A 23,414-nucleotide genomic window follows, 5' to 3' on the forward strand; every position below is an offset into this window, starting at 1 on the left:
GCAATTGACCGCAACGCACAGTGGGGGCTTGATGCGGGCGCAGGAGCGCGTTGCCGACCGGTACGAGCTGACGTACCCGCTCGGTCATGGCGGCATGGGGGAGGTGTGGGGTGGCTTCGACGAGAAGCTCGACCGGCCCGTCGCCATCAAGTTCCTCCGCAAGCTCTCCATCCCGGAGAGCGAGCGCGAGAACGCTGTCGAACGGTTCATGCGGGAGGCGCGGGTCACCGCGCGGCTGGACCATCCCGGGGTGCCCAGCGTCCACGACGTCGGTCACCACGGCGACGACGTCTACATCGTCATGCAGCTCGTGCCCGGCCTGGTCCTGGCCGATCTGATCGCCGAACGCGGCCGGTTGTCCGTGCAGTGGGCCGCCGCCATCGGGGCGCAGATCTGCTCGGTGCTCGCCGTCGCCCATGCCGCCTCACTGGTTCACCGCGACCTCAAGCCGCAGAACCTCATGGTCACCCCCACCGGAGCGGTCAAGGTCCTGGACTTCGGCGTCGCCGCGCTGCTGGGCCCGGATGTTCCCCGACTGACTGCGACCGCCCACACACTGGGCACGCCGACCTACATGGCACCGGAGCAAGCACTCAACAGTGCGGTGGGGCCGCGCGCGGACCTGTACGCGCTGGGCTGTGTCCTCTTCGAGCTGCTGATCGGCGAGCCCCCTTACCGGGCGGAGACCGCGCTCGGGTTGCTGCACCGGCACATGAACGACCCAGTCCCGCTGGTCGGCGACCACCGCGCCGGAGTGCCCGAGAGTCTGGTGCTGCTGATCACCCGGCTACTCGCCAAGGACCCGCAGGACCGCCCTGGTTCTGCCGCAGAGGTGTACGCGATCCTGGCGCCGCTGGGTTCGGTGGCCCCCGAAGCCGCCGGCGGTCTGGCAACGTCCGTCGACGGCCACACGATCGACCCCACCATGCCACACCGTTACCCGTTCGGTCCGCTGCCGCCGCAGAAACCATCGGCACCCACTCGGATCGACATCGTCCGGCCGCGCACCGCCCCGGAGGTCGCGGCGCCGATGTCCGTCGACGAGCTGACCGAGGTGGAGGAACGCGCCTGGGAACTCGCCGAGGAGGAACGCTTCACCCAGGCCGCCGCGCTGCTGGAGACGGCCCTGCGACCGCTTCGCCAGGGGCACGGCGCCAGGCAGCCCAGAATCCTGGAACTGCGTCTCCACCTTGCCAACCTGTACGTCCTCGCCGGGGCGTTCCGGCAGGCACTGCCGGAGTTCCAGCGCCTCATCCCCGACCTGGCCGCGCGCCCGGTGCCGGACCAGGAGCTCATCTGGCAGTGCCGGCAGCAGGCAGCCGTCTGCCAGGCGGAGCTGGGTGAAGGGACGTCCGCGCTGGCCGAGCTGCGAGCGTTGCTCGCCGAGGAGCAGCGGGTGATGTCCCCGGGGTCAGCGGACCTGTTCCCGCTGCGGCAACAGGTCGCCATGCTTGTGGCCGGAGTTGGTGACGTGACCGAGGCGCGACGCCAACTTGGTGACCTCCTGCGCGATGTCCATCGAGCGTACGGCTCGGAGGCGCCACCTGTCGCGGAGGTGGAGGCGCTACTGGATCACCTACGACGGCTGGAGGACGACGACCGCCAACGAAGCACCGGTCAGGGGCCAGTGCGGTGACCACCAACGACCACCGAGCTGGACGAAACGTGCCGGCGGGCAGCGAACGCGCCAGCAGGTTGGGTTCGTCGGTCGCTCCCGAAGCTCACCTGATCTCGATCCTGCTCTCCGTCGATCGGGCGATCAACGCCGGCGATTCCCGGGGCGCATGGGACCTGCTGAGGCAAGGCTCGCGCGTCGCAAAGAGCTGCTCTGACCCTAAGGTCCGGCAGCAGATGCATCGGATCCTTGCGGTGCAACGCGGGCGCGTACAGGCCAAGCAGGGTGTGGCCGAGCGGCAGCATCGACGGCGCGCGTTGAAGGCGATCAAGTCTCAGGAGCGGGGCGAGTCACTGCTCGCGGCGCGATGCGTCGGCTGCGGCGTGAGCGGACGCGATGGCGGCCTGACCCGGAAGTCAGGTGCTCCCCGTTGCTCCCGGTGTCACGCGGAGTGGGCCACCGTGAAGTGCGCGCGTTGTGGAAAGACGTTTCGCCGCAGGGGCACAGATCCAGGCTCACGCAAGTGCGACCTGTGCCGTGATGGCGACTGGTCAGCGTCGGTGCGAGCATCGCCAGCTGGCCTGCCCACCCTCGGGAGACGACGGTGAGACGAGTAGCGGGGTCCGCCAGCCGGAACGAACATGCACGCAGAGCGGCCCGTTTGTGGCCTCGGAGGCGTACGACTTAGCGGGTCAGGGTATTGTTGCGGGCACCGCCGACGAAGGCGCACCAAGCGGTAGGGCGAAAGGTGAGAGCCGGTCCGGCCGGATCCTTGGAGTCGCGGACAGCGACGATGTCGGGCAGGTTGGTGGCGACCTCGACGCAGTCGCCGCCGTTGTCGCCACTGCGGGTGCTCTTGCGCCACACGGCGCCGCTCAGGTCAGTCATGCCGCATCTCCCCAGCGATCCGCTTGATCATGTCAGTCGATTCTGCCTCGCCGAGGGCCAGCGCATCCAGCCCGCGCCAGACGCGCTCGTAGGCGGCCAACTCGTCGGGCTTGTCGAGGTAAAGGGCACCGGTCAACGACTCGCTGTAGACCACTGACGGTTCCGGCGCGGTACGACCGCCCTTTGTCGCCGGGAAGTCGAGGATCACGAAGGATCCCGCAACCGCTCCAGGCTGCGGGCCTGCTGCCAGGGGTAGCACCCTGACGCTGACGTTCGGTAGCTCGGACAGCTTGGCGAGGTGAGCGAGTTGCTCGGTCATGACCGGTAAGCCGCCAACGCCACGCCGAAGCACCGCCTCGGACAGCACTGATTCAACCCTGGGAGCTGCCGGCAAACGGCGAAAGAGCAACGCCTGCCGTTGAAGCCGGACCTGTACCGCCCGCTCGCGTTCCTCCTCGTTCAGCATGCCGCCAAGGCGGTAGAGCGCGCGGGCGTATTCCTTGGTCTGCAGGATTCCGGGGATGAGCGACTCGTCATACCGGCGGAGGTGGGCGGCGGCGGATTCCAGGCCCACGTACAGCTCGAACCAGTTCGGCACCGCATCGCCGTACGCGTGCCACCAGCCCTTCGACTTCGTCTCCGCAGCCAGCCCGCGCATCGCCTCGGTCATCTCGGGCGACACCCCGTACAACTCGCACATGGCCTTGACGTCGAGCACGCGGACCGAGCCCTGGCCGCATTCGAGACGCCAGATCTTCTGCCGGCTGTATTCGAGGGCTTCGGCGGCGGCGTCGAGCGTCACCCCGGCCTCGTTGCGGAACTGTCGCAGTAGCCGGCCGAGTTGCCGACGCGGCACTGTCGATCCGATGTCTTCGGGCATCCGCACACTCCCTGGTTCCATTGCGCAACACTGCGTCACCTGCTCCTGCAACTCCTACGGGTTTCAGCAAAGAAAGTCAATGCACAACGGCGAAATTGCGGTTTAGAACGTTGCGTTTCCACTGCGGACTGTCGCAGGCTGATCACAGCACGGCGGCCGGCCGGTCCCCCCGAACGGCCGCCGTGCATCCCCGAACACCCCTCGCCCCTCCGCAGCAGGAAGGCAGGCAGACATGAACGCCAGCAACCAGCGACCGGAGCCGTCGAGTGGTGCGACGTATCGCTCCGGCGCGTACACAGGTCTGCTGCCGTGGCAGGTGCGTGAGTGCCGCTTCGCGCCGGTCGGGCTCGGGCGTCGCGGTCTGAATCCCGACGACGTGTACGCCTTCCTCGACCGGGTCGCCGTCGACATGGCCGCCGTCTACGCCGCCCTCGCCGAGAGCCGCCGAGAAACCGCCCGGATCAAGGACGCACTACGCCGCTGGCAGACCGATCAGACCCGTGCCCGCAACGACCGGGACCAGGCCCGATGAGCCAGCGGTACGTCATCCACCTGCCCGTCGTCGCCACCGACCTGCCCGCCGCGCAACGCCTGGCCCGGGTCATCGGCCGATGGATGTTGGTGCTGCCGATGGCGGACCCGGGGGAGACCACCGTCTCCGAGGAGGACCAGCAGTTCCTCCGCCATCGGGTCTTCTGCGACCTGCGGCTGCCCGGCGGCCGGCGCTGCCTCCTACGCGACGGCCACGACGGCGACTGCTCCCGCCGTCTGCGTCGCTGACACCACCGACGATCCGCAGCTCGCCTTGGCTATGCATAGGCACGACGTCCTGGTAAGGCAGGTCAAGCCCGGCGTATGCAAGGCGATGGACAAGTTCCCGCTGCACGTGCCATGCAGGGACACCCAGCCAGCTCAAGGCCGACGGGGGCACGATCCGGTACGCATTCAATAAGTTCAAGAGAAAGCACTGGCCATCCACCCGCAATTTCTGGCCTGAGTCGGCTGGATGATGCGACGATCCTGACCGACGCCGAGGGCAGGGAGATCGGAATGGACGACAGCGTGCGTTCGCTGCGGGACCTCGCCCGGGAGGTGGCCCACCTCGGTGGGATCGAGCTGCTGCGCCGCTTTGGCGACCACGGTCGGATCGACTACAAGTCCTCGCGTACTGACCCGGTCAGTGCGGCCGACCGGGCGTCGGAGGAGGTGATCGTGGGCTTTCTCCGCCGGCGGCGGCCCAGCGACGGCATCCTCGCCGAGGAGGGCAGCACCCGGGACAGCGGTACGGGGTTGCGGTGGGTGATCGACCCGCTGGACGGCACCGTCAACTACATCAGCGGCATCCCGTTCTGGTGCGTCAGCGTCGCCTGCGAACGGGCGACCCCGGCCGGCTGGGCTCCGGTGCTCGGAGTGGTCTACGACCCGGTGCACGACGAGACGTTCCATGCTGTGTCGGGTGCCGGTGCCTGGTTGGGGGAGCGGCAGCTATGCCGGACCGGCCGCACCGAGCTGGACGAAGTCATCCTCGCCACCGGCTACGCCTACGACGTCGCGCATCGCAAGAGCCAGGCCGATGTGGTCGCCGATCTCGCCACCGACGTACGAGGCGTACGGATGCTCGGTTCCACCGCCCTGGCGCTGGCCTGGGTCGCGGCCGGCCGGATCGACGCGTATGTGGAAGACCGCGCGTCCCCCTGGGACTGGGCCGCAGGCCGGGTGATCGCCGCCGAGGCGGGTGCGTCGGTGGAGCCGCTCGACACAGGTGTGCTCGCCGCGCCCCCGGAACTGGTCGGACAGCTTCGACCCCGCGTCAGCACCGCCGGTTGACCAACAGCTCGTAGACGGCTCGGTCCTTCCCTGGGCCCTTGAAATCCGCTGTCACCTGCACGCCGTCGACTTCCCGCTCACCAGGGACGTTGCGGAATCCGAGCGTGAGCCACGTCCGGTGTGCCGCCCGGTTCTCCGGCTCGGAAGTCAGGTACAACCGGCGGCAGCCCCACTCGGCCGCGCGGGCCCGCACCGAGTCGAGCAGTAGCCGGGCCACCCCACGTCGGCGGAAGTCGGGATGGGTCATCACATCCTGCACATAGACGTCGGCCGGGTCGTCCTGGCTGCGGAACGCGATCACCGCACCGGCCAGCGCGCCCTCCTCCAGCGCCACCGCACATGTCGACGAGAACAGCCGCGCATACAGCCAGTAGTCCGACGAGGTGCGCGGGCGCACATAAGGCTCGCCCAGCGCCATCAACCGTTCCACGTCGCCGGTCAACTCCTGCCGCAACGGGCTCACGATCACCATGCCTCCTCACGTGGGCCGCGCACCGCCGCGACCAGTTGCTGAGCGACCAACTCGGGATCCAGCCCTTCGGTGACGCTGCGCCCCACGATCAGCACGTCCCAGTCCGCGCTGGTCAGCACGTCCCGATCACTCGGGCCGAAGCCGCCCGACACGGCCACCGGCAACCGGGTCCACGACCGGATGGCCTGCACCCGCGCCAGCGGCCTGCGGGTGCCGACGCCGATGTCGATGTTCGTGGTGATCGCGAAAGCGTCCACCCCGGCGCGCTCCATATCCCGGACCCAGGACTCCGACAGCGCGGTGCCCGGCACGTCCAACATCACCGGCACGCCGAGCTGGCGTCCCGCCTCGGCGGCGGCCGCCACACTGGCCACGCTCGCCGGCCCGATCAGGAACACCACATCCGCACCCGCACCAGCGGCCAGTACAACCTGCTCGCGGCCCCAGTCCGCGGACATCATCTCTGCGACGACGACGACCTGCGGGACATCACGTTTGATCCGATCGATCGCCTGCACCCCGTGCTGCTTCAACAACGGGTCGCCGACCTCGACGAAATCCACCCCAGCGCGTGCTGCCGCCCGAGCCACCAGCACAGCCTGATCGAGGTCGGCCAGATCGAGCGCGACCTGGATCGTCCGGGCACCTCGCAGCCGCCGAAACGCCTCGCGCAACACCGGCGCGTCCCAGGGCACGGCGGCCGCTTGATCGCGCTCCGGATCGAGCGCCTCCGCCTCGCGTCGCACCAGCCACGACTCGGCCTGTCGGCCCCGGCCGGCGAGGCGACGCCGGTCGTCCGCATTCAGCCCGGTCCACCCGGTGCGCATCTCCCGCAGCAGACCGAACAGTGCCTGCTCTGTCACCGGACTCACCGACGCCGTACCGAACGCCGGAACGAGAAGCCGCAGCCGCTCCAACAGCACCCCCACATGTCGCGGGGGTTCCGCCCACGTCGGATCAGCCGCCATCAACCGTGCCGCCCGAGCCGCCAACTCGGTGCCCGGTTCCGCCAGGAGCGACTTCACCATGCTTTCCCGGACGTGCCAGTTCGGGTCGACCAACAGCCGCTCCATCAGGACGGCACCCGTGGGTGGCTGCGCTGCTGGCAACGCTCGGGCTGTCGCCGCCCGAACCTTGTAGTCGGCGTCGTCGCAGAGCCGCTCCAGAACCTGCCCCACCACCGACGGGAAGGGCATGCCCTTGTCCCGGGCACCGTCGGCCAGCGCCGCCCGCACCCGCCAGTCCCGCGATGCCAACAGGTTCTCCAGTCGCTCGTCCTCGCCGGTCGAGAAGAGGTACCAGTGCCGGGCCACGAACGCCGCCAACTCGCCAGAGATCGACTCACCCGGGACGAGCCAGCGGTCGGTTTCCGCCTCTGCCGGGTGGGCGTCGATCGCCAGCCGGACAGGTTGCCAGACCTCCGAGCCGTACCGATCGAGGACGCGCAGCAGCCACGGGCGGAAGCCGGTGCCGAGCGCAGTAGCCGTACGGTCATGGCCGAGCACGCTGCCGGTGAGGTCGAGGCCGTGCTCGCGGAGCGCCCGGTCAGCCGCCTGGCGCAGCACCCCGACGGTGACGAATCGGGCATCGGTCAGCGCGAGGAGCAGCGGCACGGTGACCCGGGCGTCCACCGTCGGCGCGGTGAGCACCGCCGTCACCGTGGCCGCGGCGCTACGGTCGAGCGCGAGCGCGGTCAGCTCGCAGACCGACCGGGCCGCCCCCGACGTGACCGCCTGGGCGGCCAGCGCGTTGAAGGCCGCAGTCACCACCGAGACGGATCGGGACTCCCGCATGCGGCGGCTGATCACGGTGGCGAGGGCGAACTCGCGGATCACGTCGTGGCCGAACTCGACCCGGCCGGTCATCGGCGAGCGGATCAGCAAGGGTGCCAGCGCCGTCGGTGAGCTGTCCGGCGGAACATCGCCGCGCAGCCCCTGTGGCACCAGATCCGGTCGTTCTCGTTCTGCCGCCCGCGCCAACTCGTCCACCGCGTCCTCGCCGGACGCGATGGCCCGCACACACCTGTCGATCAGGTCGTACGCGTTGGTCTGCGCCCAGCCGATCTCGCCTCCCGCCCGCAGCAACCGCAGATGCAGCGGCACGCGGACCAGCTCGCGCACGACCGCGGGCAACTCCGAGAACGCCGGATCACCCGGACGTCGCGACGCTTCCCAGGCCCGACCCGCCTCGACCCTGCTCCACCGGGACAGGTGGTAGGAGGCCGTCATACGCAGCGGCGCGTGTACCGAGGCCGCCAGAACCGGAAACGCGCTCACATCGATAGCCGGTGGTGTGCGGACCACCAGCATGAAGCGAAGGTGCGGCTCCATCACCTCGCGCAGCAGCGCGTCGACTTCTTGGCCGACCGCCGTCAGCTGCCCAGTGTCCCGGATGCCGTCGATCACGATCACACAGGAACGGTTCGCGCCCCGCACCGCGGCCTCGGCCGCTAGCGATGGCTCATCGGTGGCGGGCAGCGACGCGTACCGCAGGATGCGCGCCGCCGGCGATCCGTCCTGGACCAACCAGTGGTCAGCGACGTGCAACTGAAAGTCCGCCGCGTCGCTCAGCCCCGCAGCGACGTGCTGGACGAGTCGGGACTTGCCGCATCCACTGGCCCCGGTGAGCAGGTGGACCCGCGCCCTGGAGCCGAGGAAGTCCGTCACGCTGCGCACCGCGTCCATCGGCTCCTGGTATGGCGGCTCCTCGTCGCGATCGACGTTCAAGGCCGCGAGAAGCGCATCCGTCCGGCGGCGGGAACCTGGGCCGAGAACCCCAATGGAGGGCCCGACCGTGGCGGGCTGAACGCGTAGGTGCTGGGCGATCACGTCGACGTGCTGCTCGATGAACGCGAGCCGCAACTGCTGTACGAGCGGACCGAGGCTGCTGTCCGGGTCGAGGGAGTGGGAAACCATCGCCTCCCACAGGGCAGAGCTGAACGCCACCGCGAAGGCCACCGGATCGACATCCACGGCAGAGAACGTCTCGTCCTGCGGAAGCCGACTGCGAAAGCGACCAGCCCAGCGGTCCAGGCTCACCGATCGGCTCGTCCCGGCTCGCACAAGGCCCGGCTGCACGATCCAGCGCGGTACGCCGTTCTCGGCGAAGAAGTCCAGACAGACCAACTCCAGCAACTCTCGGGTCGGCTCGGCGACGTCCGGCGCGGCGATCGCCATCGCCTGCCGCAGCGCGGCGCGGCAGACCTCCTCGAGGTCGCGATCGAGAGCGGGCGTACGGACAGCGGAACTCGCCCGTCGACCAGCGGCGATGCTGAGGCTGGTTAATATCTCGGCGGCGAACTCAGCGATGAGTGACATACCACTCCCGATGGTTCCTGCTTCGTGCGTACCGCGCTGGACCCTAACGTCCATTGCGGACTCCGTCTATCGATCGGCCCTGCCGGTACGTGCCCCGCAGCCCAGCTGATCTGCTGAGGCCGACCAGAGGAGTCGCGTTTCTGACTGAGCTGTTGATCCGATTCGAGGGTCTGGTTGGCTGGCCGGATTACGTCTGGGGTCGATGGGAGCACACATGGTTGCGGCACACGAGACGACGCTGCGGGAGCTACTTGAGGGCGCGAAGCAGTATCGGGTGCCGCTGTACCAACGGACCTACTCGTGGACGGACTCCCAACTCAGGCGCCTGTGGGAGGACATCCGCAGGCTTGCCGAGGAGCGGACCGAAAGCCCGAACCTCACGCATTTCATCGGCTCGCTCGTGCTTGCGCCCAGCCCCACGCTTGGGCCCTCGGTCTCCGAGTTCCTGGTGGTGGACGGACAGCAACGTCTAACCACGCTGTCTATTCTGCTCTGTGCGATTCGCGACCACCGAGCCGCGCATGAAGACGCGGGCCACCGGGACCGCATCGATCAGGAATACCTAATCAACAAGTACAAGCCGACTCATCGGTCGAAGCTCGTGCCCACCCAGGCCGACCGCACCGCCTACGAGGCATGCCTTGAGGCAACGCCGCAGGCCGGCGGCAGTGATCAGGTCGGTGCGGCGTATCGCTTCTTCGCGGCCCAGCTCGTCGCCGTCGACGACCCGGACGACCCGATGGACATCGAACGCATCGAGGACGCGGTCATCTCAGGGATGGCACTTGTCTCGGTCGTGGCGCAGGTCGGCGATAACGTTTATCGGATCTTCGAGTCGCTCAACAACACCGGCTTGAAACTTACCCAGGCTGATCTGCTGCGCAACTACCTGTTCATGCGGTTGCCCAACCGCGGCGATGCGGTCTACGACTCGCTGTGGCTCCCGCTGCAGAAGCAGTTGGACGCCGGGGAGATGGAGCAGTTGTTCTGGCTCGACATGGTGCACCGTAACCCTGAGGTCAAGCAGACCGACACCTACGTCGGCCAGCAGGCGCGGCTCAACGGCCTGCACACCGAAGCGGAGATTGAAGCCGAGGTGCGCCGATTCTGCCGCCTCGGTGCCCTCCTTCGAGTCATCCTCCACCCCGAGGAGGAGCAGGACCCGGAGGTACGGCGGCGGCTGGCCCGGCTCAACGCCTGGGACACCACCACCGTCTTGCCGCTACTGCTGCACCTGCTGGACCGCCGCAAGCAGGGGACTGCAACGTCAGATCAGATCGCCTCGGCGATGCTGTACGTCGAAAGCTACTTCGTTCGGCGCCTGCTGATCGGCCGCGCTACCGCGAGCATCAACCGGGTCCTGCTGCGCATCGTGACCGACATGCGTAAGGACCTGCCGGTCGACGAGGCGGTCCGTGCCTACCTGTCGGTCGGCCGGAAGTATTACGCCACCGACGCCAGCCTGCGCGAGGCAGTGCGGCTCATTCCGTTCTATCTCAACGGGCGGGCGACTCAGCGCAAGCTGGTGCTTCAGTGGCTCGAGGAGTCGTACGGCAGCAAGGAGCCGGTCGCACCGGGATCGTTGACCATCGAACACGTGATGCCGCAGAGCCCTACCGCGGAGTGGCGGCAGATGCTGAGCGAGGACTTGCAAGGCGAGGAGAGCTTCGCCGAGGTGCACGAGGCCCTGGTCCACACCTTGGGTAACCTGACCCTGACCGGCTACAACGCGGAGCTGAGCAACAGTTCCTTCCTGGTCAAGCGGGCTCAACTCGGCAAGAGCGGGATTGCTCTCAGCCGGGAGATCGCCGGCCAGAAGCGCTGGGGACGCCCTGAGATCCACGCGCGTGCCGACGGGCTCGCTGAACGGATCATCGCCACCTGGCCCGGGCCCACCGAGGAGGCGGGCAACAAGTCCGAGGTGCCCTGGGACGTCATGAACACGGCGCTTGCCGCGCTGCCCGCTGGCTCCTGGACGGCCTACGGTGACCTGGCGGCCCTGATCGGTACGCACCCGGTCTCCGTCGGTGCCCGGCTGGCCAACCATCCCGCACCAAACGCGCACCGGGTGCTCCAGGCGGAGGGCGTGCTCGCGCCGAACTTTCGCTGGCTCGAGCCGTCCCGTACCGACGACCCGCACGACCTGTTGCGCGAAGAGGGTGTCGAGTTCGACAAGTACGGTCGCGCCAGCCAGGCTCAGCGGATCGGCGTCGAGGAACTGGCGCAACTTGCCGGCATGCCCCAGCAGGACGGGTCCACCCAGCTCCTCAGGCCACGGTCGCGACATGACAGTCTGCTGGACGACCGGTTTCTCGAGCAGTTGAGGGACCTTCAAGAGGCACAGGTTGCGCTCGGTGCGGTCGCTGTGCTCGAAGCCTGGGTCAGCATGGGCGGCATGCTGCTCTACGGCTCCGGCGGTGAGACCTCGTGCTTCCTCATGGCGCGTGGAAAGGACCATGAACTCGGCAACATCTGGCCCGCGACGATCTACCCGAGCGGAAAGTTCGAAGTCGTGTTCCAGCACCTCAGCACCCGGCCCCCGTTCGACGACATCGCGCTGCGCAAGCAGTTCCGCCAGCGGTTGAACGAGTTGGAGGGCGTGAATATCGCGGCAGCCAAGCTCGCGCTCCGCCCCGGCTTCGCCTTGGACGTCCTCATCAATGTCAAGGCGCGCGAGGCGCTGATCGAGCACCTCCGCTGGTTCTACGGGCAGGCCGTGCAGCCTGGCGTCTGACTCTCGCGCGCCACTCGTTGGAGGTCCATCGTTCCCCCCCCAGCTCGCCTTCGCCAACAGCTTCTGGCAGAGCTTCCGGATGCTCAACACGACGTACGACGAGCTGACGGGTGCCGGGCTCATGGCGGTGCAGGTGCGCGACTAACCAGGCCCTGACGTCGATGGTGCACGGCTCGCCACCAGAAAGGTCTTGAGTCGCCGCGTCTCAAGCGCGTCAGCCTGGCAGCGGCCGGACCGGGCCGTCGTCAAGCTGGCCGCCTCCGACCTCGCCGGGCGACGGGTCACGGAGGCTCAACAGAAGCCGGGCCGGAGCAACCCGGACGGCACCGTGCGGACCGTGTCCGGTGGCCTTCCGAGTCTGAACAAGCGCCGACGTTGACCAGTCACGGAGACGCCGGCTCGCGCCGGGCGACGCCGGCGTCTCCGTGACTCCTCAAGCGGCGGGTGAGCCCAGGTCGACGCCGTCGAGCAGGTTGATGAGCGCGTCGTCGCGGGTCACCTCGTAGCCGCGTGCGCGCAGTTCGGCGACCAGTTCGCCCTCGCTGGCGACCGCGATCTCCAGGTAGTCGCCGTCGTGCACGGTGACCTGGCGCTTGCCGTACCGGTCCTGCAGGTCCTGCGGCAGCACGGTGAACGCCCGCTTGGTGACCATGGACGGCCAGGTTCCGTCCTCGACCGCACCTACCGTGGTGATGTCGAAGGGCTTGTCGTCGGCGTACCCGTCCTCCGGCTCGTGGTATTCCGGGCCAGCGGGATTCCACAGGTGGGTCATCTGAACCTGCCGGGCCTCGCCCCACGTTTGCGCGGCGGCGAGCGCCCGGATCTCCGCAGCCGTCGCGGTCGCGGTGGCGGCGTCGGCGAAGGCCAGGCAGTTGTGTGCCCTGGTGTGGCCGTAGACCAGGTGCTGGTGTTGCGTTGTCATGGCGCACATCCTGCCTCAGACGTACGCCTTCCAAGATCGTCTTACCGGCGCGGTCCGTTCCGCCGGTCGGTTGACCGCTAGGCTGGCCATCCCTGGTCTCGTCACCTGGAGAAACGCCCATGTCCGACAGCGTCTTCGCGCAGTTCACCGCCGACGACGACCAGCTCGAAGTCGGGCTGCTCGTGCAGCCGGCGATCAACGCCGCCCTGGTGCACAACCGGGTGCCGCTGGTCCGTCACCTCACCCTCGTCAACCGGGGTCCGGTGCCGGTGACCGACGTGACGTTGACGTTGGAGCTGCTCGGCCCGGACGGCGCGCTGGCCGAGCCGTGGACGCGTACCCTCACCGCGCCGTTGCGGCCTGGGGCGAGCACCAGCTGGGACGACTTCCGCGACTTCACGCCCGACCGCAAGCTGCTGTACCGCACCGACGAGGCGTTCCCTGTCGACTACCACCTCACCGTCGGCACTCTGACGCTGGTCGCGCCATCACGAGTGTTGGCGCACAACGAGTGGTTCAACAGCCCTGCCCTGTACGACAGCCTGGCGGCCTTCGTGCAGCCGAACACCCGGGCGGTGGAGGCGGTGCTGCGGGCCGCCGCCCAGCTCCTGCTGGCGCAGACGGGCTCCGGCTCGTTGCAGGGCTACCAGGAGGGTTCGGAGCGGGCGGCGTTGATCGCCGGTGCCGTGTACGAGGCGTTGCGCCAGTTGGAGATCACCTACCAGACGCTGCCGGCGTCGTTCGAGAACACCGGCCAGAAGGTACGCACGACGGCCGCCGTCCTGGACGGACGACTGGGTAACTGCCTCGACCTGTCCGTCGCGTACGCCGCGTGCCTGGAGGCGGCGGGCCTGCACCCGCTCATCTTCGTCAGCGCGGGGCACGCATTCGGTGGTTTCCTGCTGCAGGAGGAGCGGCTCGGCTCGGCCGCGGTGACCGAGACCAACCTGCTGATCTCGATGGTGGACTCCGGGCGGGCCGTGCCGGTGGAGCTGACCCGGATCGGGCCGGGCGCGCAGTCGGCGACGTTCACCGAGGCGGTACGGGCCGGGCTCGGCCACTTCCGCGGGGAGAGCCACCGCTTGCAGGGCGTCGTCGACGTCCATCTCGCCCACCGCTCCGGGATCAAGCCGTTGCCCTCAACCGACGAGCTGGCCGTGCCGGTCGTCGCCGAGACGACCACCGAGATCAACGCGGCGTCCCTCGACCTTCCGCCGGGCGTGGCCGCCGCGAAGGTGCGTCAGCTCGCCGACGACGGCGACGAGGTGGCGCAGCAGTCCGACGGGTCACCGGCGCGGATCCAGCAGTGGAAGAAGTCGTTGCTCGACCTGAGCCTGCGTAACCCGCTGCTCAACCTGCCCAAGCGGGGCCGTGGCCTGGACCTGCACGTGCCGGCGGGGGCGTTGGCGCTGCTCGACGACCTGATCCACGACGGCAAACAGGTGCAGGTCATCCCGCAGGACGACATCAGCCAGGTCCACGAGCTGGCCGGGACGCGCCGGGCGCAGGACCTCGACGCGGAGATCCTGACCCGGGAGCTGCGTACCGACCGCCGGGTCTACGGCGCGGTCACCGAAGCCCGGTACAAGACGGCGATGCGGGCGCTGCAACGCGAGGCGCGCACGATGGAGCAGGAGACCGGCAGCAACTACCTCTACCTGACCATCGGCACCCTGGTGCACACCAAGGCGACCGGGGGAGAGGCGTATGCGCCGCTGTTCCTTCTGCCGGTGCGCATCGAGGGCGGCACTGGCCGTCGCCCGTACGCGATGGTCATCGACGGTACGGAGGCCGCCAGCCCGAACTACTGCCTGGTCGAGTGGTTGCGGGTCAAGCACGGCGTGCGGATCCCGGAGCTGGAACGGCCGGTCCTCGACGAGCACGGCATCGACATCGCCAAGACCCTCGCCGCGATCAACGCCGGGTTGCTCGACAACCGGCTCAACTACCGCATCGACGAGACCGCCAGCCTCCGCCTGGTGCAGTTCTCCACCTTCCAGATGTGGCGGGACCTCACCGACCACTGGCCCCGGTTCATGGAGAACCCGGTCGTCCGGCACCTCGTGGAGTCGTCCGGGGCCACCTTCGACGACCCGGCCCGCCCCGACGACGCCGACATTCTGGTCGACGAGGCGGACCTGCACCTGCCGATCCCCGCCGACGGGTCGCAGATGCAGGCCATTGTGCGTGCCGAGCGGGGCCACTCGTTCGTCCTCGAAGGCCCGCCCGGCACCGGCAAGTCCCAGACCATCACCAACATGATCGCCCGGGCGGTCGGCACCGGCCGGTCGGTGCTCTTCGTCGCCGAGAAGCAGGCCGCCCTGGAGGTGGTGAAGCGCCGCCTCAAGCAGGTCGGCCTCGGGCCGTTCGCGCTTGACCTGCACGGGCGCAAGCAGTCCCTCAACGCGATCCGCCAACAGTTGCGTGACGCCCTCGACCAGTACGACCAGGGTGGCGACGGCACCTGGACGGCGGTCGAGACGGCCTACCGGACGCGGCTCGCCCCGCTTACCGAGTACCCGGCGCAGGTGCACACCACAAACCCCGTCGGGATGTCGCTCTGGTCGGCCTACGAGCAGACCCTGGCGTACGGAGACGGCCCGGTCGCCCCGATCCCGGTGGCCTATCTGCACGCACCGGCCGAGGCACGCGCGCAGGTCGAGACGACACTGCGGGAGTTCCCGGCGGCGGCCCGCTCGGCCCGACTCCGGGCCGCGCACCCGTGGGCGCTCAGCGGCTGCCGCACCCTGGACGGGTTGCACGGCGCGGCGGTCACCGAGATCGCCGGTGAGCTGGAACGGCTCCGCGCCGACCTGGCCGGGCACCCGCGTCTTGTCGAGTTGCTGCGGACACTGCCCGCCCCGGAGTCCGTGGGCGAGTTGCAGGCGGGTGCCTGGCTCGCCGTACGCGGAATGCTGCCGGACCGGGCGACCACAGTGCACGCCAGCGATCGACGGTGGGACGAGGCGATGGCCCGGTTCCAGGCGGACCTGGCCGCCTTCCGGCAGGGTTTCGCCGGTGAGCTGGCGACCTTCCGGCCGGACCTGTTCGCCCGACCGGAGCTGACCGTCTGGCACGGCGAGGCCCAGGAGGCGGCGAAACGCCTGTTCGGCAAGCGCAAGCGCCGTCAGGCCATCGCGGACCGGTTGGCAGTGCACGCGGTCGCCGGCGCGACGCTCGACGTGGACCAGGTGGAGGTGCTCACCGGTCGGCTGGTCGCCGCCCAGGCGCAGGCCGCCGCGCTGCACCACCATCTGCTGGGGCTCGGTGGGTTGCTGCTGGCGCAGTGGCTGCCCACGGACCCGACCGCGCAGGAGCGGCTGGCCGAGGCCATCGAGGCGACCCGGGTCGGGCGGACGCTGTTGAGCCAGCACCCGCAGGCCTGGGAGCTGTTCCAGAGCGGGTGCACCGACGTCGACGCGGCGCTGCTCGACCGGTTCGCCTCGCGGTGGCGGGCCTGGCGTGGGGTGTTGCGCTCCGGCGAGCCGGAGCTGACCCGGTGGGCCGCCGGTTCGCACTGGATGGACGCCTGGCAGCGCGACGGCGCGACCTGGCGTGACGAGCTGCGGAGCGAGGAGTTGTTCCCGCTGCGCCGATGGGCGACCGTCCTCACCCACGCCGACGTGCTCGCCTCGGCCGGTCTCACCGACTACCGGGACCAGCTGCTGTGCGCCGAGGTGCCCGCGCAGGTCGCCGAGGAGGTCTACCGGCGGGGAGTCGCGACGGCGTCGCTCGCCGAGCGGCTACGCGCCGGTGGCCTGCAGTACTTCGACCCGGAGCTGCACGACGACGAGATCAGCCAGTTCGAGGCCGCCGCCGGTGAGCTGCGGTCCGCGCTACCGACCCAGCTGCCGTCGGTGCTGGTCCGTCGCCGCCCGTTCAGCCCGACCGACCGGCGGGGGCGCTTCGCCGACTTCGCGGCGGAGCTGCGCCGCAAGCGGGGCGGGCGGTCCTTCCGGGAGCTGTTCGAGCAGTACCCGGACGCGGTGCTGGCGTTGACCCCGTGCGTGCTGGTCAGCCCCGCGTCGGCGGCGAACTTCCTGGCACCGGGCAGCCAACGCTTCGACCTGGTCATCTTCGACGAGGCGTCGCAGATCCGGGTGGCGGAGGCGATTGGCGCGATGGGGCGGGGCAGCGCCGTGGTGGTGGTCGGCGACTCCCGGCAGATGCCACCGAGCAGCATCATGCAGGCCAACCACACGGTGGACGAGGTCGACGACGGCAACGGCCCGGTGCCGGAGGACCTGGAGAGCATCCTCAGCGAGGCCGTCGAGTCGGGGTTGCCGCAACGGTGGCTCTCCTGGCACTACCGCAGTCACGACGAGTCACTCATCGCCTTCTCCAACCGCTACTACTACGACAACAAGCTCTCCAGCCTCCCGTCGCCCGGTGCCGCCAGCTCGGCGGGCGTCAGCTGGCGGCGGGTCGACGGCCAGTACGACAGGGGCGGCTCCCGCACCAACGAGGTCGAGGCGCGGGCGATCCTGGCCGAGATCACCCGGCGGCTGCACGAGCCGGCGACCGCCAACCACTCCATCGGCGTGGTCACCTTCAACATCCAGCAGCGGGACCTGATCCTCAACCTGCTGGAGGAGAGCACCGACCCGATCATCCGGGAGCAGCTCTCCGGCGCGGTCGCGGAGCCGATCTTCGTGAAGAACCTGGAGAACGTGCAGGGCGACGAGCGGGACGTCGTCCTGTTCTCGCTGGCCTTCTCCACCAACCCGGAGACCGGTCAACTCCCACTGAACTTCGGCCCGCTCAGCCAGGCCGGCGGCGAGCGTCGACTCAACGTCGCCATCACCCGCGCCCGCCGCCAGGTCGTCCTCTACTCGTCGTTCGACCCGTCCGACATCGACCTCGCCCGCACCTCCGCGCTGGGCACCCAGCACCTGCGGGCGTACTGCGAGCTGGCCGCCGCCGGCACCGAGCGCCTGGGCGACCTGGCCACCGACCGCACCGAGCGGCGCAGCCGGATCCGCACGGAGGTGGCAACGGCGCTACGCGAGCGCGGTCACGAGGTGCGCACCTCGCACGGTCTCTCCGACTTCACAGTGGACATCGCGGTCCGCAGCCCGGGTTCAACCCGGTGGCAGGTGGCCGTCATGCTCGACGGCCCGGACTGGAGCGCCCGCCCCACTGTGGCCGACCGGGACTCGGCACCGGTGCTGCTCCGCTCGATCATGGGTTGGCCGGAGGTCGTGCGGTTCTGGCTGCCGGCGTGGATCCACGACCGGTCGGCGTTGCTGGACCGGGTCGACGAGGCGGTCACCCGGGCCGACGCCGCCACGCCCGCCGAACCGGAGCCCGACCCGTCGGCCGGGGCCGTCGCGCTGCCGCAGCCGCGTTCCGTGACGGATGCCGAGCCGGCAGGTCCACCGCCGGCCGCCGAGCTGCCGCAGCCGCGCCCCGCGCTGGACGAGGATCCGCTCCTGGGCGGCGCGGCGCCGCCGGTCACCGCACTGGCCGCCGCGACGATCGCCTCGCCGGCCACGGCTGGGGACACCATCACCGTGCGCCCGTTCGTCGCGTACGTGCCGACGTCGCTCGGCGACCAGGCCGAGGTCGACCTGCTGAGCACCGACCGGCGGGTACGGGAGCTGATGCGCAACGCGCTGCACGAGATCATCGAAGCGGAGGGGCCGATCGAGCAGCACCGGCTCGCCCGCCTCGCCCTGGCCCGGTTCGGGTTCCTGCGCACCCGGGAGGACCGGCGCGTCGCCGTGCTCTCCCTGGTCGACCCCGGCCGCCTGCACCCGCACCCGAACGTGAGCCGATACGCGTGGCCAGCTGACGCAGACCCGCAGACGTACCGCGCGTACCGGGTCACCCAGGCGAGCAACGACCGCGCGTTCGAGGAGGTGCCGCCCGAGGAGGTGGCCAACGCGCTGGTGCACGTACTCCAGGGCGTGCCGAGCCTGGACGAGGACCGGTTGCTGCGCGCCGGCCTGGAGCGGCTCGGTTACCGCCGCCGGACCGAAAAGATCGACAAGCTGCTCCGGTACGGGCTGCACGTCGCCGTGACAAGCGGTCGCCTGCGCGTCGACCAGGACGGCCGCCTCACCCGCGGTTGACGACAGCAGACCTCGTATCGGAAACCGGACCGGGGCTCAGCTTGCGAACAGCATCCTCATCGGGAACTCGCCGCTGGATCGCCAGGCCCTCACGACTTTTGCCGTGATCGCACCGGCGGCCGCGTTGAATTCACCATCCTCGACGTGGGCGTCGAGGGTGCACGGGTCGATGACCAGGATCCGGTCGAACGTGTCATCCAACCCGAACTCGTACCGAACCTCGCCCGCGACTGCCTCGACACGCCGCGCAGTCACCATCATTCCCATGTCACCGGCCTCCACTGTGCGGTGGTCAACAGTGTCCACCCGACCCGGCGAGACCACGTCTCCAGACGAGACGACAAGCGCCTCTTCCGCGGATCTGCCGCATCTCGCGAGAAGCTACCCGACTCGGTGAATTATTTGGTCGGCCCGGAGCGTGACCAGGGCGACGGTGCGGCCATCGGTGTCGGTGAACTCCACTTCGTAGAGAGGCGGGGACCCGTCAAGGACATCGACGACAGCTCCCACTGCGCCGGCCGGCAGGTCTCCCGGCATGGCTTCTCGGAGCTGAACCACGTCGTACAGCTCCAGCACGTCATCCTCCTCAGGGGGAACGAGATGGTCACTATCCGAGGTGCAGGTGCCTCATTGTTCCTGCCCACGGGCGAACGCCAAGGCCCCTGCGCCAGGTGTGGCCCCGGGTCGCCTCGTCGATCATGGAGTTGTGGTGGGTGACAAAGCGCTTTCGCGGTGCCAAAGCGGGCACCACAACTCCATGATCGACCGAGTCGGGGCGCGATCTTGGGACGGATACCTGCGCCGTGCGGTCGTGGTCTGGTCACCGAGGAGGATGAGCAATCCGGACCACGCGACGATCCGGTAAACGAAGATTGTCCCCGTGACGAGCGACAACCCGCTCCGGGGATGGACCAGCCGGACCGCCTGGGAGGGGCGGTTCAACGCTCCGCTGCGCGCGTTCCTGCGCACCGAGACCGGCGGTGCGCGGGTGGTGCTTGTCGCCGCCGTGGTGGCGCTCGGCTGGGCCAACCTGCACCTGTCGTCGTACGAGTCGGTGTGGAGCACGTCGTTCTCGGTCCGGCTCGGCGACTGGTCCCTGTCACACGACCTGCGTACCTGGGTGAACAGCGGCCTCATGACCTTCTTCTTCCTGGTGGCCGGGTTGGAGTTGCGCCGGGAGTTCGACATCGGCGAGCTGCGGGAGCGGCGTCGGCTGGCGTTGCCGCTGCTCGCCGGGTTCGGCGGCATGCTCCTGCCGATCGCGGTCTATCTCGTGATCAACGCCGGGCGCCCCACCGCGGCGGGCTGGGGTGCGGTGATGGCCACTGACACGGCGCTCGCGCTCGGTGCGCTTGCCGTCTTCGGGCCGCGCTTCTCGGATCGGCTGCGGGGTTTCCTGCTTACCGTCGCCGTCGTCGACGACGTTGTCGCGATCGCGGTGCTGGCCATCGCGTACCCGCATCACCCCTCGCTGTCGGCGTTGCTCGTCGCGGTGGTGATCTTCGGTGTGGTGCTGCTGGTCCGGGCCGTGGGGGTGCGGTTCGGGCCGGTCTACGCGCTGTTGGGGGTGGCCGCCTGGGTGGCGGTCTCGGAGTCCGGTGTCGACCCGGTCGTGGTGGGTCTGGTGATGGGACTGCTCAGCTACGCCTACGCTCCCGGTCGCGGTGACCTGCAACGGGCGAGCGACCAGTTCCGCCTCTTCCGGGAGCAGCCCACCCCACAACTCGCCCGGATGGCGCGGGCCGGGCTCATCTCGGCCGTGTCACCGAACGAGCGGCTCCAGAGCATCTACCACCCGTGGGCGAGCTACCTCGTCGTGCCGCTGTTCGCGCTGGCCAACGCGGGGATCGCGATCGACGGCGACCTGCTGGCCCGGGCCGTGGTCTCGCCGGTGACCCTCGGCGTCGTGGTCGCGTACCTCGTCGGTAAGCCGGCCGGGATCGTGGCCGCCTCGTGGTTGGTGGCCCGGGCGACCGGCAACCGGTTCCGGCCACCCGTCGGCTGGCTCGCCGTCCTGGGGGTGGGCACGGTCTCCGGCATCGGGTTCACCGTCGCGTTGCTCATCGCCACCCACGCCCTGAGCGGGCCGGCGCTCGACGAGGCGAAGCTCGGCATCCTCGTCGCGACGGTTGGTGCGTCCCTCGTCACCTGGCTGGTGTTCCGCGCGGTCGGGCGGCTGTCGCCGGCACGTCGTTCGCGGGCGCTGCTGGGCGTCACCGAGGGGATCGTCGACCTGATACGGCCTGTCGACCCGGAACGCGACCACATGCGCGGGCCGGTCGACGCGCCGGTGACGGTGGTGGAGTACGGCGACTTCGAGTGCCCGTACTGCGGGCAGGCCGAGCCGGTGGTCCGGGAGCTGCTCGCCGACTTCGCCAACATCAGGTACGTCTGGCGGCACCTGCCGCTCACCGACGTCCACCCGCACGCCCAGCTCGCCGCCGAGGCCGCGGAGGCGGCGGGGGAGCAGGGCGCGTTCTGGGAGATGCACGATCTGCTGCTCGCGCACCAGGACGCCCTGGACCCCCCACAGGTGCTCGGATACGCCGAACAGCTCGGCCTGGACCCCGACCGGTTCCGGGAGCACATGGCGGGCCGGATGGGCGTCGACCGGGTCGCCGAGGACGTCGACTCCGCCGACCTCAGCGGTGTCACCGGCACCCCCACCTTCTTCATCAATGGCCGTCGCCACCACGGCGCGTACGACCTGACGGCGCTCTCGGCGGCGGTACGAGGGGCGTTCGCCAGCGCGAAGCTCCGCCCCGAGTACCACCCCCGGCCACCCGGGCGGCGTGCGGACGGGTCGGCGAGCTGACCGGTGCGACGGCGTGCCCCGTCGACCACCCGGAGGTCTTGCGTTCGCACAGTGGATCCGAGTGAGGTGTGCTCATGACGTTCACCACCCGGCCCACCCTGCGGGGCACCTTCGGCATGGTCTCCTCGACGCACTGGCTGGCCAGCCAGTCGGCGATGGGCATCCTGGAACGCGGCGGCAACGCCTTCGACGCGGCGGTCGCCGCCGGGTTCGTGTTGCACGTTGTCGAACCGCACCTCAACGGGCCGGGCGGCGAGGTGCCGGCCATCGTGGCCACCGCCCGGGACCCCAGGCCGGTGGTGCTGTGCGGGCAGGGTCCCGCGCCGGCCGGGGCCACCATCGCGCACTTCCGGTCCCTCGGGATGGACCTCGTCCCGGGCGCCGGGCCGCTCGCGGCGGCCGTACCCGGCGCCGTCGACGCCTGGCTCCTGCTGCTGCGGGAGCACGGCACGCGCACCCTCGCCGAGGTGCTGGAGCCGGCCATCGGCTACGCCGCCGCCGGACATCCGCTGGTGGGTCGGGTCGGTGCCACGGTGGCGGCCGTCCGGTCACTGTTCGAGGAGCACTGGCCCACCTCCGCCGCGCTCTGGCTGCGGGGCGGCCGGCCACCGGCCGAGGGGGAACTGGTCACCAACCCGGCGTACGCGGACACCCTGCGCCGGCTGGTGACGGCGGGACAGACTGCCGGCGCGGACCGGGAGGCGCAGATCGAGGCCGCCCGCCGGGCCTGGAGCACGGGTTTCGTCGCCGAGGCGATCGACAGGTTCAGCCGTCGGCCGTTCCAGGACTCCAGTGGGCGCCCGCACGCCGGGCTGGTCACCGGCGACGACCTGGCCGCGTACTCGGCGACCTGGGAGGCACCCGTCACCCTCGACTGGCACGGCTACTCGGTGGCGAAGACCGGGTTCTGGGGCCAGGGTCCGGTGTTGCTGCAGACGCTCGCCACCCTGGACGCGCTCGACGATCCCGGCGCGTTCGACACGGCGACCGCGGCGGGTGTGCACGCCCAGGTCGAGGCGCTCAAGCTCGCCTTCGCCGACCGGGAGGCCTGGTACGGCGACGGCGTAGACGTGCCCGGCACGGCGCTGCTCTCCCGGCGGTACGCGGGCGAGCGGGCGGCCCTGATCGGTGCGCACGCGTCGACGCAGCTGCGGCCGGGGCACCCCGACGGGGCCCGGCCCCGCCTGCCGGCCCACGTCCGACCCGATGCCGCGCGGCCGGCACCCGGGACGGATCCCACGACGGGGGAGCCGACCGTACGGGCCGACGGGGTGACCCGTGGCGACACCTGCCACATCGACGTGGTCGACAGCTGGGGCAACATGATCTCCGCGACGCCCAGTGGTGGCTGGTTGCAGAGTTCGCCGACAATTCCGGAACTCGGCTTCCCGCTGGGCAGCCGGTTGCAGATGTGCTGGTTGGAGGAGGGGCTCGCGTCCTCGTTGGCGCCGGGCCGTCGACCGCGTACGACGTTGAGCCCGACGATGGTGCACCGCGACGGCGAGCCGGTGCTGGCCTGCGGCACGCCCGGCGGCGACCAGCAGGACCAGTGGCAGGTGCCGTTCCTGCTGCGGCACCTCGTCGCCGGCCAGTCCCTTCAGGAGGCCATCGACGCGCCGGCGTGGCACACGCTCAGCCTGCCGGAGTCGTTCTATCCGCGCGGGATGGAGCCCGGTGTCCTGGTGGTCGAGGACCGGCTCGACGCGGGTGTGCGGACGGCCCTGCGGGCGTACGGGCACGAGGTGCGGGTCACCGACGGGTGGAGCCTGGGTCGGCTCTGCGCGGTGGCCCGCGATCCGGCGACGGGTGTGCTGTCCGCCGCCGCGAACCCCCGGGGGATGCAGGGCTACGCGTGCGGCCGTTAGGTCGG

Annotated in this window: 15 protein-coding genes; 8 read left to right on the forward strand and 7 right to left on the reverse strand. The window is 70.0% G+C overall.

Annotated elements, in window-relative coordinates; all coding sequences use genetic code 11:
* Positions 1-31 precede the first annotated feature (31 nt).
* Positions 32-1,636 (forward strand): serine/threonine-protein kinase, encoded by a 1,605-nt coding sequence (locus AB0B86_RS00120; protein ID WP_357414636.1) that lies wholly within the window; start codon positions 32-34, stop codon positions 1,634-1,636.
* Between the two features lie 663 nt (positions 1,637-2,299).
* On the opposite strand, the gene AB0B86_RS00125 is transcribed toward AB0B86_RS00120, so the two are convergent.
* Positions 2,300-2,503, reverse strand: a complete 204-nt coding sequence (locus tag AB0B86_RS00125; protein WP_357414638.1) for a DUF397 domain-containing protein — start codon at positions 2,501-2,503, stop codon at positions 2,300-2,302.
* The gene (locus tag AB0B86_RS00130) at positions 2,496-3,383 is read right to left on the reverse strand and encodes a helix-turn-helix transcriptional regulator (protein ID WP_357414640.1); all 888 of its coding nucleotides are present in this window, start codon (positions 3,381-3,383) and stop codon (positions 2,496-2,498) included. Before AB0B86_RS00130 ends, AB0B86_RS00125 begins: the two co-directional genes overlap by 8 nt.
* Before the next feature lie 232 nt (positions 3,384-3,615).
* Between AB0B86_RS00130 and AB0B86_RS00135 the strand changes: the two genes are divergently transcribed.
* The 3 genes from AB0B86_RS00135 to AB0B86_RS00145 all read left to right on the forward strand — a co-directional run bounded on the left by AB0B86_RS00135 (position 3,616) and on the right by AB0B86_RS00145 (position 5,210).
* Complete coding sequence (locus AB0B86_RS00135; RefSeq protein WP_357414642.1) at positions 3,616-3,915, forward strand: DivIVA domain-containing protein; 300 nt, start codon at positions 3,616-3,618, stop codon at positions 3,913-3,915.
* Positions 3,912-4,163 carry a hypothetical protein gene (locus AB0B86_RS00140; RefSeq protein WP_357414644.1) on the forward strand — a complete coding sequence of 84 codons (252 nt, stop codon included), beginning with the start codon at positions 3,912-3,914 and terminating at the stop codon, positions 4,161-4,163. The genes AB0B86_RS00135 and AB0B86_RS00140 overlap by 4 nt, the downstream gene beginning before the upstream one ends.
* Positions 4,164-4,433: 270 nt before the next feature.
* A complete protein-coding gene (locus AB0B86_RS00145; protein WP_357414646.1) occupies positions 4,434-5,210 on the forward strand; it encodes an inositol monophosphatase family protein in 777 nt (258 codons plus the stop codon).
* On the opposite strand, the gene AB0B86_RS00150 is transcribed toward AB0B86_RS00145, so the two are convergent.
* Both AB0B86_RS00150 and AB0B86_RS00155 read right to left on the reverse strand, forming a co-directional pair.
* Complete coding sequence (locus AB0B86_RS00150; RefSeq protein WP_357414648.1) at positions 5,194-5,682, reverse strand: GNAT family N-acetyltransferase; 489 nt, start codon at positions 5,680-5,682, stop codon at positions 5,194-5,196. The two genes, AB0B86_RS00145 and AB0B86_RS00150, sit on opposite strands and share 17 nt — an antisense overlap.
* On the reverse strand, positions 5,676-8,999 hold the full coding sequence (locus AB0B86_RS00155) for an orotidine 5'-phosphate decarboxylase / HUMPS family protein (protein ID WP_357414649.1): 3,324 nt from the start codon (positions 8,997-8,999) through the stop codon (positions 5,676-5,678). The genes AB0B86_RS00150 and AB0B86_RS00155 overlap by 7 nt, the downstream gene beginning before the upstream one ends.
* A 214-nt stretch (positions 9,000-9,213) precedes the next feature.
* Between AB0B86_RS00155 and AB0B86_RS00160 the strand changes: the two genes are divergently transcribed.
* Positions 9,214-11,733 (forward strand): DUF262 domain-containing protein, encoded by a 2,520-nt coding sequence (locus AB0B86_RS00160; RefSeq protein ID WP_357414651.1) that lies wholly within the window; start codon positions 9,214-9,216, stop codon positions 11,731-11,733.
* A 433-nt stretch (positions 11,734-12,166) separates the two neighbouring features.
* Here AB0B86_RS00160 and AB0B86_RS00165 read toward each other — a convergent pair whose 3' ends face one another.
* Entirely contained in the window at positions 12,167-12,655 is a 489-nt protein-coding gene (locus tag AB0B86_RS00165) for a hypothetical protein (protein WP_357414653.1), read from the reverse strand.
* Between the two features lie 119 nt (positions 12,656-12,774).
* Here AB0B86_RS00165 and AB0B86_RS00170 point away from each other — a divergent pair, with 119 nt between their 5' ends.
* On the forward strand, positions 12,775-18,729 hold the full coding sequence (locus tag AB0B86_RS00170) for a DUF4011 domain-containing protein (RefSeq protein ID WP_357414655.1): 5,955 nt from the start codon (positions 12,775-12,777) through the stop codon (positions 18,727-18,729).
* 36 nt (positions 18,730-18,765) lie between these two features.
* Here the strand turns inward: AB0B86_RS00170 and AB0B86_RS00175 are convergent, their stop codons facing one another.
* Together AB0B86_RS00175 and AB0B86_RS00180 are read right to left on the reverse strand one after the other, a co-directional pair.
* Positions 18,766-19,011: a hypothetical protein gene (locus tag AB0B86_RS00175; protein WP_357414657.1), complete on the reverse strand. Its 246-nt coding sequence runs from the start codon at positions 19,009-19,011 to the stop codon at positions 18,766-18,768.
* A gap of 99 nt (positions 19,012-19,110) precedes the next feature.
* Positions 19,111-19,305 carry a DUF4926 domain-containing protein gene (locus AB0B86_RS00180; RefSeq protein WP_357414659.1) on the reverse strand — a complete coding sequence of 65 codons (195 nt, stop codon included), beginning with the start codon at positions 19,303-19,305 and terminating at the stop codon, positions 19,111-19,113.
* 304 nt (positions 19,306-19,609) lie between these two features.
* Here AB0B86_RS00180 and nhaA point away from each other — a divergent pair, with 304 nt between their 5' ends.
* A complete protein-coding gene (nhaA, locus tag AB0B86_RS00185) occupies positions 19,610-21,544 on the forward strand; it encodes a Na+/H+ antiporter NhaA (protein ID WP_357414660.1) in 1,935 nt (644 codons plus the stop codon).
* Between the two features lie 74 nt (positions 21,545-21,618).
* Positions 21,619-23,409, forward strand: a complete 1,791-nt coding sequence (locus AB0B86_RS00190; protein WP_357414661.1) for a gamma-glutamyltransferase family protein — start codon at positions 21,619-21,621, stop codon at positions 23,407-23,409.
* The last annotated feature ends 5 nt before the right edge of the window (positions 23,410-23,414 follow it).

Origin of the sequence: Micromonospora sp. NPDC049047 (assembly GCF_040649135.1) — a bacterium.
Taxonomy (GTDB): Bacteria; Actinomycetota; Actinomycetes; order Mycobacteriales; family Micromonosporaceae; genus Micromonospora.